Origin of the sequence: Chryseobacterium indologenes, assembly GCF_002025665.1 — a bacterium.
Lineage (GTDB): Bacteria > Bacteroidota > Bacteroidia > Flavobacteriales > Weeksellaceae > Chryseobacterium > Chryseobacterium metallicongregator.
This window is the reverse complement of sequence record NZ_CP018786.1, coordinates 1,778,268-1,795,371: the sequence shown is the minus strand read 5'-3', so window position 1 is coordinate 1,795,371 and position 17,104 is coordinate 1,778,268. Positions and strand designations below refer to the sequence as shown.

The window sequence follows — 17,104 nt, the reverse complement described above, 5'->3', positions numbered from 1 at the left end:
ATTGATTTTGTTTTTATCTTTATACAAATAAATTTTATGAAAAAACTTTTACTCTTTTGTTTCCTAACTGGTTACCTTACCGTTTCCGCACAAACGGAACTCGTTTTTGTTTACTTCACGGATAAGCCTAATAAAGCAGCTTTTTATGCAAATCCGCTGTCAGAACTCAGTCAGAAATCACTCAACAGGCGTACTGCGCTGGGAATCCCGCTTAATGACCAGGACGCTCCTATTGAACAGTCTTACCTTCAGAATCTTCAAAATTTGGGATTTGTTGTTACGGATTATTCAAAATGGCTTAACGGTGCAGCAGTCAATGCCACACCTGCACAAAAAACATTACTTCAGGCTCAAACTTTTGTTTCCTCTGTTGAAAGTTTTGCCAGAAACAGTTCTACTACCGTGAAAACAGCACCAGGAAAATGGAAAGACGATGCCAGCATTAATAAAACACTTACCAATTTTAATTATGGTTCCGGAGCAGGACAAATAGATCAGGTCAATATCCGGCCGCTTCATCTGGCGGGCTACACAGGAACAGGAGTTTCCATAGCAGTGATTGACGCCGGATTTCCAACAGTGAACACAGGAAATGCTTTTTCAAGATTGTGGACCAATAATCATATTAAAGCTTCTTATGATTTTGTGACCAAAACCGGAGATATTTACAATGCAGCTCTCAGTACCCATGGTTCTGTCGTGCTAGGTGTTATCGGTGGATATCTGCAGGATGTTTTTGTAGGAGCAGCACCTGATGCTGATTTTTATCTTTACCGAAGTGAAAATGCTGCTGTAGAAATTCCAGAAGAAGAGCTTTACTGGATTGAAGCTGCGGAGGAAGCAGACAGAAAAGGAGTAGAAATTATTACCTCATCATTGGGATACAATATTTTTGATGAAAGCCGTTATAATTATACTTATGCCGATATGGATGGTAATACTTCATTCATTGCCCGCGGAGCCGGCATTGCTGCTGAAAAAGGTATTTTTGTTCTTGCCGCTGCAGGCAACTCCGGACAGCAGCCTTGGCATTACCTTATGACCCCCTCTGACAATGCAAAAGTATTTTCTATCGGATCTGTAGATTCTGCCGGAAATGCATCCGGATTTTCTTCTTTCGGACCTAATGCTCTTGGGGTGGTAAAACCAGACGGAAGTACACAGGGAACTGGTACAACAACCGTGTATGATAATGCGACCTTAGTTGTAAATGGAACTTCTATTGCTACTCCTATTGCCGCAGGCGGTGTTGCATGTCTTATTCAGGCGTTTCCAACCATGAACAGAGAGCAGATGAGAACAAAGCTGAGACAAACGGCTTCGCTTTATCCTCTTCATTCGGATCAGACAGGATTTGGAATTCTTAATTTCGGAAGTTTATACAATCTGGTTCTAAACACCTCCGAAACCGTAAAAAAAGAGAAGTTTTCTATCTTCCCGAATCCTGCAAGAAATATTCTGAATGTTGCCTCAGAGCAAGAAATTCAGTCACTTGAAATTTATGATAACCTGGGGAGACTTATCAGAAAAAGCAACCATCAGAAATCTATAAAAGTAGAGGATTTTGCAAAGGGAACCTATTATCTGAAAATTCAGACGAAAGATAAAGTTTTCTATGAAAAATTCTTAAAAGAGTAATCTTTTTGTTTCTTGCAGATTATTCAGATTGGGCAGATTTAGTACAACATAAACATCTGTGATCTGCTTAATCTGCGGGAGATATTCTTTTAACACAGTATACAATATGTTTTGGCTAAAGCCTATGGATGGGTCAATAAAAAAAGAATGGGCTAAAGCCCATTCCTATTGATATAATATTGTACGTTAGGTACAAAACTTTCGTAATAATTTATGCAGAATTTCTACTCGCATTGATATTCCCGAATAAGGAACGTGTCACCAGCTTTTCATACGCCTCTTTGTTTCCTTCTCCTTTCTGAATTTTCATTAAAGCATATTGCTGAATACTCAATAACGGCAGAACAATCTTTTCACGGATTTTCACAGACTTTCTGGACAATGGATCTTCTTCCTGAAGCATTTTAAATCCTGTCAACTCCAGCATAATGTCTCTTGAAAGCTCATATTCATTGAAAAGAACATTCCAGAATGCGCCGAATTTCGGATTGTTTTTAATATAAAAGGTCAAAGGAAAATAAGACTTATTCATACTCATCATAGAGTTCAGAACTAAAGTTTTAAAGAAGTCGGAACCTTTGTACAATTCTCTTACTTCTTCAAATCTACCTTGTTCTTTCATCTTTTGCATCGCATATCCAAAACCGAAAAATCCCGGTACGTTCTGCTTTAATTGTGACCATGAACCTACAAAAGGAATTGCTCTCAGATCTTCAAATTTCAGTTCACTTCCGCTTCCTCTTTTTGAAGGACGGCTTCCGATATTGGTTTTCCCGTAATATTCAAGCGTACTCATTTCCTGAAGGTATGGAACAAACATTGGGTGGGCTTTCAGATCTGAATATTTTTTATAGCTGATATCCGCCAACTCAATAATCAATGCTCTTTCTTTTTCGGTAAGTTCTTTTTTTTCATTTTTGAATACATCATTTTCAACGCCAGCGGTCAGAAGCTGTTCAAAGTTGTATTTTGCCTGTTCTTTATTTCCAAAAATACTGGTTATCGTCTGCCCCTGAATGGTTAATTCAATCTTATTATTGGCAATCGTTTTTCCCTGAGAAGCATAGAAATCGTGGGTTTTTCCTCCTCCTCTTGCCGGAGGTCCGCCTCTACCGTCAAAGAATACCACTTTAATATTATTTTGCTCAGAAAGTTTTGTCAATACTTCTTTGGCCTTATAGATTTCCCAATTGGCTTTTAAATACCCTCCATCTTTAGTTCCATCCGAGAATCCAAGCATAATAGTCTGCTGGTTTCCTCTTTTCTCAAGATGCTTTTTGTAGACAGGATTATGGTACAGCTCATTCATTACATGCTCTGCATTGGCGAGACCTTCCATTGTTTCAAATAGTGGAACAATATCCATATTGATCTCTTCATTTTGATAACCGCATATTTTAAAGAATGCATATACATTCATAACGTCTTTTACGGCATCAGAATTGGAAATAATATATCGGTTCATTCCTCTCAGTCCGTTCAGATTTTGAATGTCTGTAATCTGAGAAACCGTTAACAAAGTATCTTTTACAATATCTTCGAAATCTTCTGCATTGACAGTTTCTGATATCTGAATAAGTTTATTGAACTTCTGTTCGTGATCAGCGTCTTCATTTCCATACACTTTTGTATATACCTCATCAATAACTTTCTGATGAATCCTGCTGTCCTGACGGATATCCAGTGTCGCAAAGTGAGTTCCGAAAATCATCACACGGTCTCTGAAATTGACCAAAAGATCTAAAAACAAAGAGTTGTGCTCATTGATTAATATTTTTTCTGCCTCATTCGCTTTCTTTAAAATATCTTCTGCTTTAATGGTTTTCCCATCAAAAATTGCAGCATACAGTTCTTCACTCAATTGGGTCAACACTTCAGAAACACCTCTAAAGCTTAATCTTCTTCTGATAAATTTCAAATGGCTGTAATAAGACTTCAGAATAGCTGAGCGAAGTTCTTCTGCTACTCTTTTCGTTACCTCTGCGGTTACAAAAGGATTTCCGTCTCTGTCTCCTCCCGGCCAGAAACCAAGCTGGATAATGTCTTCATGAAGATGAAAATGCCCGTTCCCGAAAGTCTTTTTGATTTTCGTAAACAGTTCGCCAATGGTATCATAATATACATATCTCAGATAGGAAATAATACTCAGCGCTTCATCTATTGGAGTAGGTTTTTCTTTGTTGACAAAAGGAGTCTTCCCCAGCTGTTGCAAAAGCATATCAATCTGCGTCACCGAATCACTGGTAATGGCTCCTCTCAAATCCTGAATAATTCTTTGTACTGAACTCGGATAAAACTGAGTCGGGTGCGCAGTAAATACAACTTTAACACTAAAATCTTTTAATTTCTCACGTACGTTTTCAATTTTATGATCCTGAAAAGAACGTTCAAAGAGGTTGGTCACAGTTCCGTTATCACTTTCTGAATGAAGGTTAGGAAATGCAGCATCTTCAATACTGTCAAACAAAACAACCTGTCTTTCTATATACTGAATGATCTTGAAAAGCAGTTCAAGTTTCTGCTCTTCGTTCTGAAGATCGGTATGGTTTTTAAAGAATTCTTCGACGATATCTTCAGGGGTTTTCCCTGCTTCATAACCGGTTCTGCTTTCTTCATATAGAAACGGAAGCAGCATTCCGATATTCGTCATTTTATCATAAGGCAGGCTCATAAATAATGAATTGTAAATCTGGAACTTATTTTCCACAATCTGCCTGAATTTTTCTGCGCGTTGGTCGTGTATCATATTAACAAATGTAAGCGATTTTGAAATTAATTTAATTGACAAATGACAAAAATTGAGGTCGAAATACAAAAAAAATAATACTAATTTTATAAATACTTTTGCAGAATAAACACATAAGTTAACCATGAACTATCTTTGGAAAAGATTCAATTTAATTATTCTTATTTTTTTAATTATTATTTCTTTATTAGGAACATTTTACAAACACATTTCTTTTGGTTGGGGATTGGGAGATCTAATAGAATATGCTATTTTATACTTAACAACAATTATCCATTTAATTTTCACTTTAATTTTTAGAAAAAAAGCAATTCATTTCATGCTATTCTCACTTTGATTTTCTTAATTCAAACTATTATCATTGGTTTGAAAGCTACTATTTGGTATGGTTCTGAATATCCTTGGAACGGAAATATTTTTTATGAATCTCGTGTAAATTGAGTTTAAAATGTATATTCGCAAAAAATTTAACCATAGATGAAATTCGGAATTATTTTTTATGCAATTTTAGGAAGTTTAACTTTATTCATAGGCATTTATTTACTACAATATTTTATTCCTCTTTCTATTATTTTTTTCATTGCTTCATTCATCAATGGCGTCTTCATTCATAAAGAATATTCTCTTCATAAAAGTGATAAAATTGAATATGACGAAAACTCAATTCCTGATGAAATTATAGTCAAATATTCACGTTCAGGTAGAATTATTGCTATTGCAACTTACAGTATGTTTATGATTTTGGGACTATTTTTTCTTTTGGGTTTTAAGTTCAAATTCAATGGAACAGCAATATTTGTATTATTTGTACTTCTTGGATTTACCGGATATTTTATTTTTAAAATAATTTCTGAAGTCAAAAAAATATCACAAATTCTTATCTCCATCAATGGAAAAGGAATTCAGATAAATGATAATACCAGGTATTTATGGCATGAAATTCAGCTTGAAAAGATTATTGTAAAACGTTTAGTAAGCCGCGAATCTAAACATGATTACAAACCTGAAGTAAATTATTTATACTTTTTTCACCACAACGAAAAAATAGAAATAAACATCGATGATTTTGACATTACAGATTATCAGCTTGCCCAGGTTTTGAAAATATTTAGAGCCCGTTTTAATAATTCTGGTTTAATATAATTTTGATTAATTTTACTCCTCACATCATCCATAATCCATGAAAAAAATATTTACTTTTCTACTCATAGCCTTTCTTTTCATCTCTTGTGAAAAAGATTGTTATAATGCTCCTCTGCCGATCCTTTTTAAGTTTGTGGATTCTAATGATGAAAATCTTATTGCCAATGGAACATTGACCACTTATTCAGTTCAGGACGAAGATAACAATAGTATCCAACTATCCAAAACATCTGACAATATGATTATTGTAGAAAACGTAGGCGCTTACAATGGAACAAAAAAGTATAAATTCTTTTCTAATATTAAAGACTTAGACTTTTCAATACAGTCATCAGAGTTTAACGGAGGGTGTGATGGCTATCAAATTAATAAAATAACGTTTACAGGTATAGATATTGATGTAACTGCTGAAAAAGGATATTATAAAATTATATTGGAATAATTCTCTTTGTTAAATTTGCACCGGAAACCCATTCTCTATGAAAGTAATCATCGCATTTTCCCTGATTCTCTCCAATCTGCTTTACAGCCAGATCAAGGTTCCTGATGATTATAAAAAAATTCCTGATATTCTTGATACCGTCGAATATCTTTACCCGTTCATTGTTCCTGATAAAGACTATGCTTACTGGCGCGTTCTCAGTAATGATGTGGACTATGAAAAATCAGTACTCTATGAAAGCCAGGCTCCTGATTTTATGACCATCAATGAACCTGTTCCAGAAAGAGGCTTTTTCCAGAAATGTATTGGAAACAACTGTTTTTCTTATATTCTTGCTTGTAAAAATGAAAGATCTGTTTATTTTTCCAGCGAGCAACAGTTGAGAGATTTTATCGGAACGGTAGACAATCTTCCTGAAGCTATTTTACTGGCAAAAACGTATGGTTATTCAGTGGATACAAGCAATCATTTTACAGGGGCTTATAAAATTGAAGACCGTCATATTTCAATGTACCTTATGCAGTCAAAGGGTTGTCCCGCTGTGAAAGAATCTTTTTGGGTTAAAATCAATAGAAAAACCGGAAAACTGGAAGCGAAAAGTAATGGAGTGTATGCAAAGGATGAGAATTGTACTTCTTTGTAATGATTTTTGGGAAAAACACTAAGGTATAAATAGCTTTCATAAAATTTAATAATAGCAATTTTAAAATTTCATTAACTCACTTTTCCTTTTTCATTCCGTAAATTTGACTTAAAATAAATTTAGAACAATGCTTAATTTCGAGTTTAAAAACCCAACAAAAATACTTTTCGGGAAAGGCGAAATCGCTAAAATTTCCAAAGAAATTCCTCAAGACGCAAGAATATTAATGATTTACGGTGGCGGAAGCATCAAAAACAATGGTGTTTACGATCAGGTAAAAGAAGCTTTAAAAGATCATGAATTATATGAATTCGGCGGAGTTCCTGCCAATCCTGAATATGAAGTCCTGATCAATGCTTTAAACTTTATCAAAGAGAAAAATATTACTTACCTTCTTGCTGTAGGTGGCGGATCCGTGATTGACGGAACGAAGTTTATCTCTGCAGCAGCCAATTATGACGGTGAGCCATGGGATATCCTGAGAAAGTCGGTAAGAACATTTGAAGGGGAAGGAATGCCTTTTGGAAGTATTCTGACACTGCCTGCAACAGGTTCAGAAATGAATTCCGGTTATGTGATATCAAGAAGGGAAACCCAGGAGAAATTATCTTCAGGAGGACCTGGACTTTTCCCACAATTTTCTGTTCTGGATCCGGAAGTGATCAGAACTATCCCGAAAAACCAGATCGTAAACGGAATCACTGATGCCTACACTCACGTTTTGGAACAATACATGACAGCTCCTTCTTCTGCTGATCTTCAGGAAAGAATTGCAGAAAGTATTCTGATCAGCCTGCAGGAAACTGCTCCTAAAGTATTGGCAGATGATTTCAACTATGATGCTGCCGGAAACTTTATGTGGTGTTGTACAATGGCTCTGAACGGACTCATCCAGAAAGGAGTGATTACAGACTGGGCAGTACATGCAATGGGGCACGAGCTGACGGCTTACTTCGGTATTGATCATGCAAGAACACTGGCAATTATTGCTCCATCCCATTACCGTTATAATTTCGAAGATAAAAAAGGAAAACTGGCTCAATATGCTGAGAGAGTTTGGGGAATCAAAGAGGGAAGTGTAGAGGAAAAAGCTGAACTGGGCATCAAAAAACTGGAAGAATTCTTCCACAGTCTGCATATCAAAACCAGACTTTCCGAGTATACAGAAGACTTTAAAGGAACTGCTGAAAAAGTTGAAAAAGCCTTTACAGACAGAAACTGGCTAGGTCTTGGAGAATATAAAAAACTTACTCCGCAGGATGCTTATAAGATTGTAGAGATGAGCTATTAATGGATACTGGGTACGAGGTTTGAGCTACGCTATTTCGAGGTTCGGATGAAAGTTTATATTCATTTTCGAGTTGAAAATATATAACCCAAAACTCGTATCTCGCATCTCAGCATTCATAAAATTATTTAATTTACAAACATTCGTTTAAAAATTCGTTATTTCATTATAGATATTTCAAATTTATTTATATTTTAGCATATTCTTAAATTTGTGAAAATGAAAAAACAGCTACTTTTATTTGCCTTTTCTGCTTTGGCGCTTACTTCTTGTAAAGATGACAATCTTGAAGCTTATGATATGGATATCATGAAGGGAGATTGGAAGGAAGTTAAAAGGGAAGTAATTTCCGGAAAAGATAATAAAACAGTGCTTTATACTGAAACTTTAACAGGGTGTGCAGCTAAAAATACTCTTTTCTTAAGAACAGATTATTATGTTAGCTATACAGCGTATACAGGAGAGGGTGCCAACTGTACTCCATCTCCGAAAACCGAAGGAAGATATACCTACGATGCTGACTCAAAAGTTATCGGAATTAAACTTGGCGACGAAGGTTCTGTAAACTACAGAGTGGATGTTTTGACCGCCAAAGATCTTAAACTTGCGCAGCAATCAGGAATCTTTGATATGAATGGAGATAAAATTCCCGACATCCCTTACGTTACCTACAAAAGATAAATCATAAACTCCCGCTAATCGGGAGTTTTTTATTACTTTTATATCTAATTTAAAACTGAATATAATGAAGAAGATTCTATCAGCATTTCTATTGCTGTACTTTGCTATTGCCTTTTCTCAGGAAAAAAAACCGATGTTCTGGCAGGATATCCAGGAATTCAAAAAACTGGATCAGCAAAACCCACCCGCAAAAGATGCTATCTTATTTCTGGGAAGCTCATCATTCACCAAATGGACTGATATAGCAGATTACTTTCCCGGCAAAACAATTATCAACAGAGGTTTCGGAGGATCAAGACTTACAGATCTTAATGATTTTTCACATGATCTTTTAGCCCCCTATCAACCCAAACAAATCATTATTTATTGTGGTGAAAATGATTTCGCAGACAATCATCAGCTAAAAGCAAAAGTGGTTGTAGACCGATACAAAGCGTTCTACAAAAAAATACGTGAGAGATTCCCTAATATTGAGGTAGATTATATTTCCATCAAATATTCGCCGAGCAGAGAAGTGATCTGGCCTCAAATGAAAATAGCCAACAAAAAGATTGAAGCTTTTATGAAAAAAGAACCCAACGCAGAATTCATTGATGTTACAAAGGCAATGGAAGATGCTAACGGAAATGTAAGAAAAGATATTTTTGTGGAAGACATGCTTCATTTTAAGCCGGAAGGATATAAAATCTGGACGAAAGTGATTACTCCTTACCTGAAATAAAAATTAATACCTCATACCATAAAAAAACTCCCGGTTCGCCGGGAGTTTTTTATTTTATTTCTTTCTTTTCGATTTCGAAATTGCTTTCTGCTGAGCTCTGTTGGCTCCAAACTTCTTAGGTGCTTTTCTTTTGGAAGGTCCACCCCAGTTTTCTTTTGTATTTTTGGCTTTCTTCTCGTGGAATGCGCCTCCTCCATCATTCAGTTTTACCTGAGCAGGATTTTTCATCACTACCTGATCTTCTTCAGCCGCAATCTTTTTAGGATTGATCTTAACATCTTCAGGGAATTCATTAAACTTCAATTCTTTATCCATCAACAGCTCAATGTCAAGAATCAAAGGTTCTTCTTTTTTAGTAACAAAAGTAACAGCCTTTCCTTCTTTGTCCGCTCTACCCGTTCTACCAATTCTGTGAATATATTGCTCAGGAATATCAGGGGTTTCAAAATTGATCACATGCGTAATGTTTGAGATATCAAGACCTCTTGCCATTACGTCTGTAGTAATCAAACCTCTGATCTCTTCATTTTCAAAGCTCTTCATCGCTTTTAATCTGTAATTCTGAGATTTGTTGGAGTGAATCACATCAAACTGTTCAGGGAAAAGTTCATTGATTTTAGTAAAGAGCAGATCTGCGTGTTTTTTATTATTATTAAAAATCAACACCTTAGACATATCTGTATCATTCTTCAGCAAATGTTCAAGTAAGTTGATCTTAGTATTAAAGTTTTCCACTTTGTAACCCGTTTGTTCAATTTTTTCAAGCGGAGTTCCTGATTTTGCCAGTGAAATCTCAATTGGATTGGCAAAATAAACATCCAGCATGTCATCTACCGCTTCTGTCATGGTAGCGGAGAAAAGAATATTCTGTCTCTTCTCTTTCATCATTTCAAAAATGTGGGTAAGCTGTGGTCTGAAACCAAGGTTAAGCATCTCATCAAACTCGTCAATGATCAGCTTCTGAACTTCCTTCAGAGAGATTGCATTGTCTATGGAAAGATCCATTACTCTTCCCGGTGTTCCTACCAGAATATCACAACCATCATTGAACAATAGTTTTTGAGTATTGATATTTTTTCCACCGTATATTCCGATTACTCTTGCAGTAATATTTTCCGTCAGTTTTTCAAGGATTTCAGTCACCTGTACCACCAATTCTCTTGTAGGAACAAGCACCAAAACAGTAGGATTTCCTGTTTTGCTGTATTTCCAGGTTTTCAGAACGGGTAAAAGATAAGCCAATGTTTTTCCGGTTCCGGTCTGTGCAATTCCCATTACATCTCTTCCCGAAAGAATAGGCTTTAAGCTCTTCTCCTGAATGGGAGTAGGTTCAAATAATTCCAAATCCGCTAAAACATCAAGAATTTTAACCGGAAGGTCAAAATCCGCAAAAGTGAGTTTTTCCATTTTGCAAAGATAGGTATTTAATTTTGTAGTATGGAAGCACGAAGTTTGAAGCTGGAAGATTATCAAACGTTCTTTTAATTTTTTGAATGTACAATGAAACAGATTAATGTATTAACACAAATCATTTACTTCCCTCTTCAAGCCTCCATCCTCCATCGATTGTACTCAATTCACCTTTACACTCTCACTGATAATTTTAATATCATCATCTATCCATTTGCTGGAGGTAACAATAACATATCCTTTCTTTTTGGGGTCTTTTTTGATGGGGAATTGATCCTCTTCCCACTGATTACAATGAGTTGAAATAGAAGGCAATAATGGCTTCCACCCTGTTTTACTTAAAGTATACACATAAAAAGGATGCCAGCAGCTGGTACACCAATTGGGATAAAATCCGATCTCCTCTTTCCCGTCCCCATTAAGATCACCCAAATTATACAGACTTCCCTTGTTTGCAGGTGTAATCGTTATAGGTTTTATGTTTTTATCACTGAAATAAATGATTGTTTCACACTTTCCTTCACATTCATCACCACAGTCGCTGACTTTTGTGTAAGCGTATTCTTTTGTTCCATTTCCATCAAAATCTCCCTGAAGTTTCTCTTCATTTCCCTGTTGAGCCATACAATATGAGCTGAACAAGGTGAGTGTTGTTATAATAAGTGTTTTCATTGTTGGTTTGGGGTTATGAGTTGTGGGGTTCGGGTTACTAGTTACGGGGTTTAGGGTTTCAAGTTTTTGAATTTTCCGGGTTTACTTTCTGGTCACTCTCAATAAGAGTATGAGCACTAAAATGATTGAAAAAATAAAGCCCAGAACTGCTACCAAAGATAATTCTCCGATCCTTGGTCCGGATTCGGAAGAAAAAACAATAGCTGTAGCAATGATATTTGCTCCTAAAACCATAGCCAGAATCAGATTGATGACACTGGATTTGATCAGTTGGTTGGTTTTATCTATATTTTTGATTTCACTGGAAACCGTAAATTTATTTTCATCTAGTTTTTGAAGAACGGAACGGAGCTCTTTTGGGATTTCATCCACATTGTCAGTGAAATTCATCATACGGTCCATCCCTGTTTTTAAAAGATTTTTAGGACTGATTTTCTTGGTAAAAATCTTTTTGGTGTAAGGATGAAGACTTTTAACAATATCAAGATCAGGATTAATACTTCTTCCCACTCCTTCTATCAGGCTGATTCCTTTGAACAGAAGATAGAAATAATCCGGCATATAAAGCCTGTTGTCTTTCAATATATCCTTCATCTTGTTGATGATCACCTGCACATTGATGTCCTGTAATGACGAACTGTGAACAAAATTCAGAATATCATCCACATCATTTTCAAATCTTCTTTCGTCAGGAATTTCATAGCTTATCGCCATTTTTTTGAGTGAACGGACTATTTTATGCGAATTTTTAGCAACAAAACTGACAATAAGATTTTCAAGAATTTCTTTATCATTGGGCTGAATCTTTCCTACTGCCCCGAAATCAATGAAAACAATTTTGCCGTCTTTTCTCACTAAAATATTTCCGGCATGAGGATCAGCATGGAAAAATCCATAGTCTAAAATCTGCGATACAAAAAGCCTTAACCCTGCTTCTGAAACTTTCACCGGATCAATATCATTCGCCAGCAGAACAGATTTATCGGTAACCTTAATCCCATCAATAAACTCCATACAAAGAATATTGTTGTTTGAAAATTCTTCATAGACTTTAGGAACATATGTTTCTTTATTGTTCTTAAAATTCAGTCGGAACTGCTGGATATTATTTTTTTCATTGATCAGAGAGACTTCTTCCAGTAAAGACCTTTCGAAGGTAGAAATCGCCTGTTTCAGATTCAGTTTTTCTCCTATTTCCGAATAGGCGGATATCAGCTTTTCAATATCTTTAATCAACAGCAAATCATCTTCAATGACAGACTGTACATCAGGTTTTCTCAATTTTAAAATCACCGGACTGCCATCCATCAGAACAGCTTTGTAAACCTGTGCAATAGAAGCTGTAGCCAGAGGTTTTTTCTGAATTTCACGGAAATAATCTTTAACGGAAATATTAAACTCGCTTTCCAGTGCTTCTTCTACATCCATATCTACCGTATCCACCTTGTCCTGAAGCTTTTGCAACTCCTGGATCAATTCCGGTGGCAATAAGTCTTCCCTATTACTGAATGTCTGACCCAATTTCACAAAAGTAGGCCCCAACTCTTCGAGTGCCAATCTTATTCTTTCGTAAACGGTACCTTTTGAAATAATTTCATCTGAATGACCAGAAGTTTCTTCCTGCTTATTTCCATTCATTCTGGCCAGAAGATCTTTGAATCCATATTTGCTTAATACGGAAATCAGTCTTGCGGATCTTTTCAGTTTTCTTTGAGGCTTATCAAACATAGTGTATCAATAGTAGGTGCAATTTACTCCAAAAATTGTTCCTTTATGAAAAGAATTATGACAATAACATCAGGATGTGAAATTAAAAATATCAACACATAACCAGTATTTTAAAGAATAAAACACAATCATAACAATAAAAAAACATCATATATTATAAAAATTGATATATTTACAACTTACAAATAAAACAAACCAAAAGTATTAAAACATGAAAAATTTACGCAACAACAAACTTTCAAGAGAACAATTAAAAGGGATTGCAGGAAATGGGATTATCATCCCTATCAAAAACTGCTCAAACCAATGCTGTCCTACTGATGGAAGACCAACATGTCCAGGATTGATTTGCCCTGCTGTAGTTTGCCCTGAGTATATGTAAAATCTGATTTTATACAGAACTATATAGTACCCGAAGAAATATTCTTCGGGTATTTTTTTTGCTCCAAAAAATGCTTACGTAGCCCAATTTATGGCATATTATTTCCATCTAAAACAATAGCATACAAAACACAAAAATCTATTGATCAAACCATTACATAATATAACCCGAAATAGAGAATTAAATACATAATCATATTCAATTAACAACAAACTATAAATATAATTACAACACTATGTTAAAAAAAATTATTTCAGCTGGTCTTATTGTATCAGCAATTATGTTTACCACCCAAGTAAAAGCACAAGTAGCATCAGCTCATTCTATTGCTGAAGTAGCCACAAAAGAAATGAGTTATCTGGGACTTACAGAATCACAGGCCAATAAAGTGACCGAAATCAATACAATGACCGCAGATGCCCTAATTGCTCTTGACAGCAAAGCCGGTAACAATAACAGTCCAGAGAACAACAAAATAATTGCTGACGAATTTGTAAGCATCATCGCTCAACGTCATCAGGCTATGGAACAAATCCTTACTCCTGAACAGATGGCAGTGGTAAAACAAGACAGAGCAGAAAAGATTGCTCTTTTCAGAACATTTCTTATGGTTCCTATTCTGGATCTAACTGAAAGACAGGTTGAGCAGGTATATGAGATCAACTTCAAAGGGGTAAAGGAAGTTCAGAAGGATTTTGGAAAGCGTCTTAACAAGAAAAATACAGGTCCGGAAGATGCTGACAGCAAAAAAGCAAAACGTGTTATTATCAATGATTTTAAAGCACTTGATAAAGATTTTAAAAAGATATTAAGCCCTGAACAATATGAGGTTTATAAAAACAATCAGGATTTAATAAGAGAATCTGCTAAAAAAGGTTAGTTCGTTCCGTTTGGATACTTAAATATCTGCGGCAGCTCCATTGGAGCTGCCGCAGATATTTTTATTTAAGGTAAGTTTCGTAAAGGTCTTTTCTTCGGTCTTTCATTACCTGAACAGAACCGTTATGATGGAGATCTTTCAAGAGGTTCAGATCCACATCTACAATCAGCGTCATTTCTGTATTGGGAGTTGCTTCTCCTTTCACAGCATTGGATGGAAAGGCAAAATCTGAAGGGGTAAACACAGCAGCCTGTCCGAATTGAATATCCATATTGTTTACCTTCGGAAGGTTTCCTACACAGCCGGCAATGGCTACATAACATTCATTTTCTATAGCTCTTGCAGCAGCACAGTGTCGTACTCTCATATAGGCATTTTGAGTGTCTGTAAGATACGGTACAAACAGGATTTTCATTCCCTGATCAGCTAGAATTCTTGGTAATTCCGGGAATTCTACATCATAGCAGATCACAAGACCTATTTTCCCACAGTCGGTATCAAAGACTTTGATTTCATTTCCGCCTTTCATTCCGTAGTACCTTTTTTCGTTCGGGGTAATGTGAATCTTTCTGTACTCGTCCATACGGCCGTCACGGTGAAGAAGATAACTTACATTATATAAATCATTATTATCACTATCAAAAACGGGCATACTTCCGGAAATAATATTCACGTTGTAACTGATCGCTAATTCTGAAATCTTTTCTTTAATCTGCTCAGTAAGTTTAGACAGCTCAATCATACTGTCTCTTTCGGAAAGATTGTTGAAAGGAGCCAGCAAAGGCGTGTTGAAAAGTTCCGGGAACAGGACAAAATCAGATTTATAATCTCCCATCACATTCACAAAGAATTCTACCTGCTCATAAAAGGCTTCTATATCTTTGAAAGTCCTCATTTGCCATTGCACCAATCCAAGACGGATAATACTGTCCTGCATGGTATTTGGTTTTCGGCTGTAATAGATATTGTTCCATTGTAAAAGAACTGCATTTTCTCTGGAAGCTTCATCTTCCGGAAGGTACTTTTTCAGGATTTTTATCGGAAGAAAATTATTGGAAAGCTGGAAAGACAGTACCGGGTCATAGATCTCTTTATCTCTTACCTTTCGGATATAATTTCTTGCGGAAAGCTCGTGGCTGTATTTGTGATAATTCGGGATTCTTCCCCCCAGAATAATAGATTTTAAGTTTAATAATTCACAAAGTTCTTTTCGGGCATCATACAACCTCCTTCCCAGACGGAGTTCACGAAATTCCGGATCTACAAAAACTTCAATTCCGTAAAGGACATTTCCTGTTGAACTATGGGTATTGAACGTATAATTTCCCGTAATATCACTATAGGTATGATCATCCCCGAATTCTTCGTAATTAACGATTATGGAAAGTGCCACAGCAGCCAGTTTCCCATCTACGGTGATACAAATCTGTCCATTAGGGAATATTTTGGTGAGTTTATCAATACTTTTTTTGGACCAAATGGACTCCGACATCTGCGGGTAGGCCCTTTTCATCGTTTCCGCCAGTTCATCATAATCCTGAAGGGTCAGGTTTCTTGTTTCTATTTGCATTTGATGTAATTTTACTTAAATTTAGGGAAAATATTTTACTTACATCCTTATACAAAGTACTTCCCAACTATTTTACACAAAATTTAACAGTGGATATTACCGAAACTTTACAAACAGCAGTTCATTCAAATAATTACTGGAAACATACTGATTTCATCTCAGTAGTGGAGGTACTTTCATTTCATTATGACATTAATATAGAAATGGATATAGAAAAAATTACGGCTCTGCACCTAGGAAATAAACCCATTGGATATATCTGTTTGAATTATCCTCTGATTTTTATAGAGAGTCAATATGCTTTACAAGTAACAAATCTTCTTCATATATTTCATGATATAGAATACATTATGGTCAATACCCTATCTCATCCATATCTGTCTGTAGATCCTGATATTTATAATGCTTATTTTGATTTTATGGAAAACCTGAATGCTTTTTCTGCTGAAGATTTTTACTTTTACAACGTAAATTAAAAAGGAAATAATATTAATATTTTATTAACTGATGAAGCCATACGCAGTAACCTTACTCATAAGTATTTCAATTATTTTTATTTTAAGAATTTTTTATGCAGACACATCAGTCAATGTTTCACATAATTTAAACTTGTTTTCAGTATATGAAATAAAACCTCAGGAAGCAAAAAGTTTTATTTACTTTTATTTAATGGTGACAATGTTAGTAAATTACCTTATTTTTCATAAGCATATACTCTTCAAACTGGTATATTGCTTGTTAATTGCTTTAAATATTTTACTGATCATTTCTTCATTGAAACAGTTTTAATAAAAACAATTACCTAAATAAAGATATCATTATATCATAAATTATGGAAGAATTGATTTCTCAAAAAATTAAAGAGTACGATACAGAAATGAAAAACTTTGAAATTTCATTTACTGATCACTCATTATCTCTAGATGATTTAATTAGTTTATATAGATTTAGAAATGAAATAGCCAGCAGTGAAGATGTAAAAAAATTAACACAACAAATTCATGATGATTTCTGCCTGATCAAACAGCAATCTCACGAAAATATTAAGTTTGTTATTGCCAGATATGATGGAATCAGCAGCATGTTTGTTTTCAGCGAGGATTATTCTAAAATTTTCTCGGAGTTTGCATTTTAACAAAAAAATCCCACCCAAAAGGGCA

Annotated in this window: 16 protein-coding genes; 11 read left to right on the top strand and 5 right to left on the bottom strand. The window is 35.3% G+C overall.

The window, feature by feature from the left end; translation table 11 throughout:
- Nucleotides 1-36: 36 nt before the first annotated feature.
- Complete coding sequence (locus BUE84_RS08075) at nucleotides 37-1,638, top strand: S8 family peptidase (protein WP_079241187.1); 1,602 nt, start codon at nucleotides 37-39, stop codon at nucleotides 1,636-1,638.
- A gap of 211 nt (nucleotides 1,639-1,849) precedes the next feature.
- Here the strand turns inward: BUE84_RS08075 and BUE84_RS08070 are convergent, their stop codons facing one another.
- Nucleotides 1,850-4,384, bottom strand: a complete 2,535-nt coding sequence (locus BUE84_RS08070; protein ID WP_079241186.1) for a phosphoenolpyruvate carboxylase — start codon at nucleotides 4,382-4,384, stop codon at nucleotides 1,850-1,852.
- Nucleotides 4,385-4,861: 477 nt separating this feature from the next.
- On the opposite strand from BUE84_RS08070, the gene BUE84_RS08060 reads away from it, so the two are divergent.
- From BUE84_RS08060 to BUE84_RS08035, 6 genes are all read left to right on the top strand, one after another.
- Entirely contained in the window at nucleotides 4,862-5,527 is a 666-nt protein-coding gene (locus tag BUE84_RS08060) for a hypothetical protein (RefSeq protein WP_079241184.1), read from the top strand.
- 37 nt (nucleotides 5,528-5,564) lie between these two features.
- Complete coding sequence (locus BUE84_RS08055; protein WP_079241183.1) at nucleotides 5,565-5,969, top strand: hypothetical protein; 405 nt, start codon at nucleotides 5,565-5,567, stop codon at nucleotides 5,967-5,969.
- Nucleotides 5,970-6,006: 37 nt separating this feature from the next.
- The gene (locus BUE84_RS08050; RefSeq protein WP_079241182.1) at nucleotides 6,007-6,612 is read left to right on the top strand and encodes a hypothetical protein; all 606 of its coding nucleotides are present in this window, start codon (nucleotides 6,007-6,009) and stop codon (nucleotides 6,610-6,612) included.
- Between the two features lie 127 nt (nucleotides 6,613-6,739).
- The gene (locus tag BUE84_RS08045) at nucleotides 6,740-7,903 is read left to right on the top strand and encodes an iron-containing alcohol dehydrogenase (protein ID WP_079241181.1); all 1,164 of its coding nucleotides are present in this window, start codon (nucleotides 6,740-6,742) and stop codon (nucleotides 7,901-7,903) included.
- 216 nt (nucleotides 7,904-8,119) lie between these two features.
- Entirely contained in the window at nucleotides 8,120-8,581 is a 462-nt protein-coding gene (locus BUE84_RS08040) for a lipocalin family protein (protein WP_079241180.1), read from the top strand.
- Between the two features lie 64 nt (nucleotides 8,582-8,645).
- Entirely contained in the window at nucleotides 8,646-9,302 is a 657-nt protein-coding gene (locus tag BUE84_RS08035) for a GDSL-type esterase/lipase family protein (RefSeq protein ID WP_079241179.1), read from the top strand.
- Between the two features lie 54 nt (nucleotides 9,303-9,356).
- Here the strand turns inward: BUE84_RS08035 and BUE84_RS08030 are convergent, their stop codons facing one another.
- The 3 genes from BUE84_RS08030 to BUE84_RS08020 form a co-directional block, all read right to left on the bottom strand.
- Nucleotides 9,357-10,709: a DEAD/DEAH box helicase gene (locus BUE84_RS08030; RefSeq protein WP_079241178.1), complete on the bottom strand. Its 1,353-nt coding sequence runs from the start codon at nucleotides 10,707-10,709 to the stop codon at nucleotides 9,357-9,359.
- Nucleotides 10,710-10,874: 165 nt separating this feature from the next.
- Nucleotides 10,875-11,384 (bottom strand): hypothetical protein, encoded by a 510-nt coding sequence (locus tag BUE84_RS08025; protein ID WP_238594387.1) that lies wholly within the window; start codon nucleotides 11,382-11,384, stop codon nucleotides 10,875-10,877.
- Between the two features lie 81 nt (nucleotides 11,385-11,465).
- Nucleotides 11,466-13,112 carry an ABC1 kinase family protein gene (locus BUE84_RS08020; RefSeq protein WP_079241176.1) on the bottom strand — a complete coding sequence of 549 codons (1,647 nt, stop codon included), beginning with the start codon at nucleotides 13,110-13,112 and terminating at the stop codon, nucleotides 11,466-11,468.
- 211 nt (nucleotides 13,113-13,323) lie between these two features.
- On the opposite strand from BUE84_RS08020, the gene BUE84_RS24555 reads away from it, so the two are divergent.
- Nucleotides 13,324-13,494 carry a hypothetical protein gene (locus BUE84_RS24555; protein ID WP_167595386.1) on the top strand — a complete coding sequence of 57 codons (171 nt, stop codon included), beginning with the start codon at nucleotides 13,324-13,326 and terminating at the stop codon, nucleotides 13,492-13,494.
- A gap of 235 nt (nucleotides 13,495-13,729) precedes the next feature.
- A complete protein-coding gene (locus tag BUE84_RS08015; protein WP_079241175.1) occupies nucleotides 13,730-14,374 on the top strand; it encodes a hypothetical protein in 645 nt (214 codons plus the stop codon).
- A 61-nt stretch (nucleotides 14,375-14,435) separates the two neighbouring features.
- On the opposite strand, the gene BUE84_RS08010 is transcribed toward BUE84_RS08015, so the two are convergent.
- Nucleotides 14,436-15,944, bottom strand: coding sequence for a carbon-nitrogen hydrolase family protein (locus BUE84_RS08010; RefSeq protein ID WP_079241174.1), 1,509 nt, complete (start codon nucleotides 15,942-15,944; stop codon nucleotides 14,436-14,438).
- Between the two features lie 89 nt (nucleotides 15,945-16,033).
- On the opposite strand from BUE84_RS08010, the gene BUE84_RS08005 reads away from it, so the two are divergent.
- On the top strand, nucleotides 16,034-16,420 hold the full coding sequence (locus tag BUE84_RS08005) for a hypothetical protein (RefSeq protein WP_079241173.1): 387 nt from the start codon (nucleotides 16,034-16,036) through the stop codon (nucleotides 16,418-16,420).
- A 356-nt stretch (nucleotides 16,421-16,776) separates the two neighbouring features.
- Nucleotides 16,777-17,079, top strand: coding sequence for a hypothetical protein (locus tag BUE84_RS08000; RefSeq protein WP_079241172.1), 303 nt, complete (start codon nucleotides 16,777-16,779; stop codon nucleotides 17,077-17,079).
- Nucleotides 17,080-17,104 lie beyond the last annotated feature (25 nt).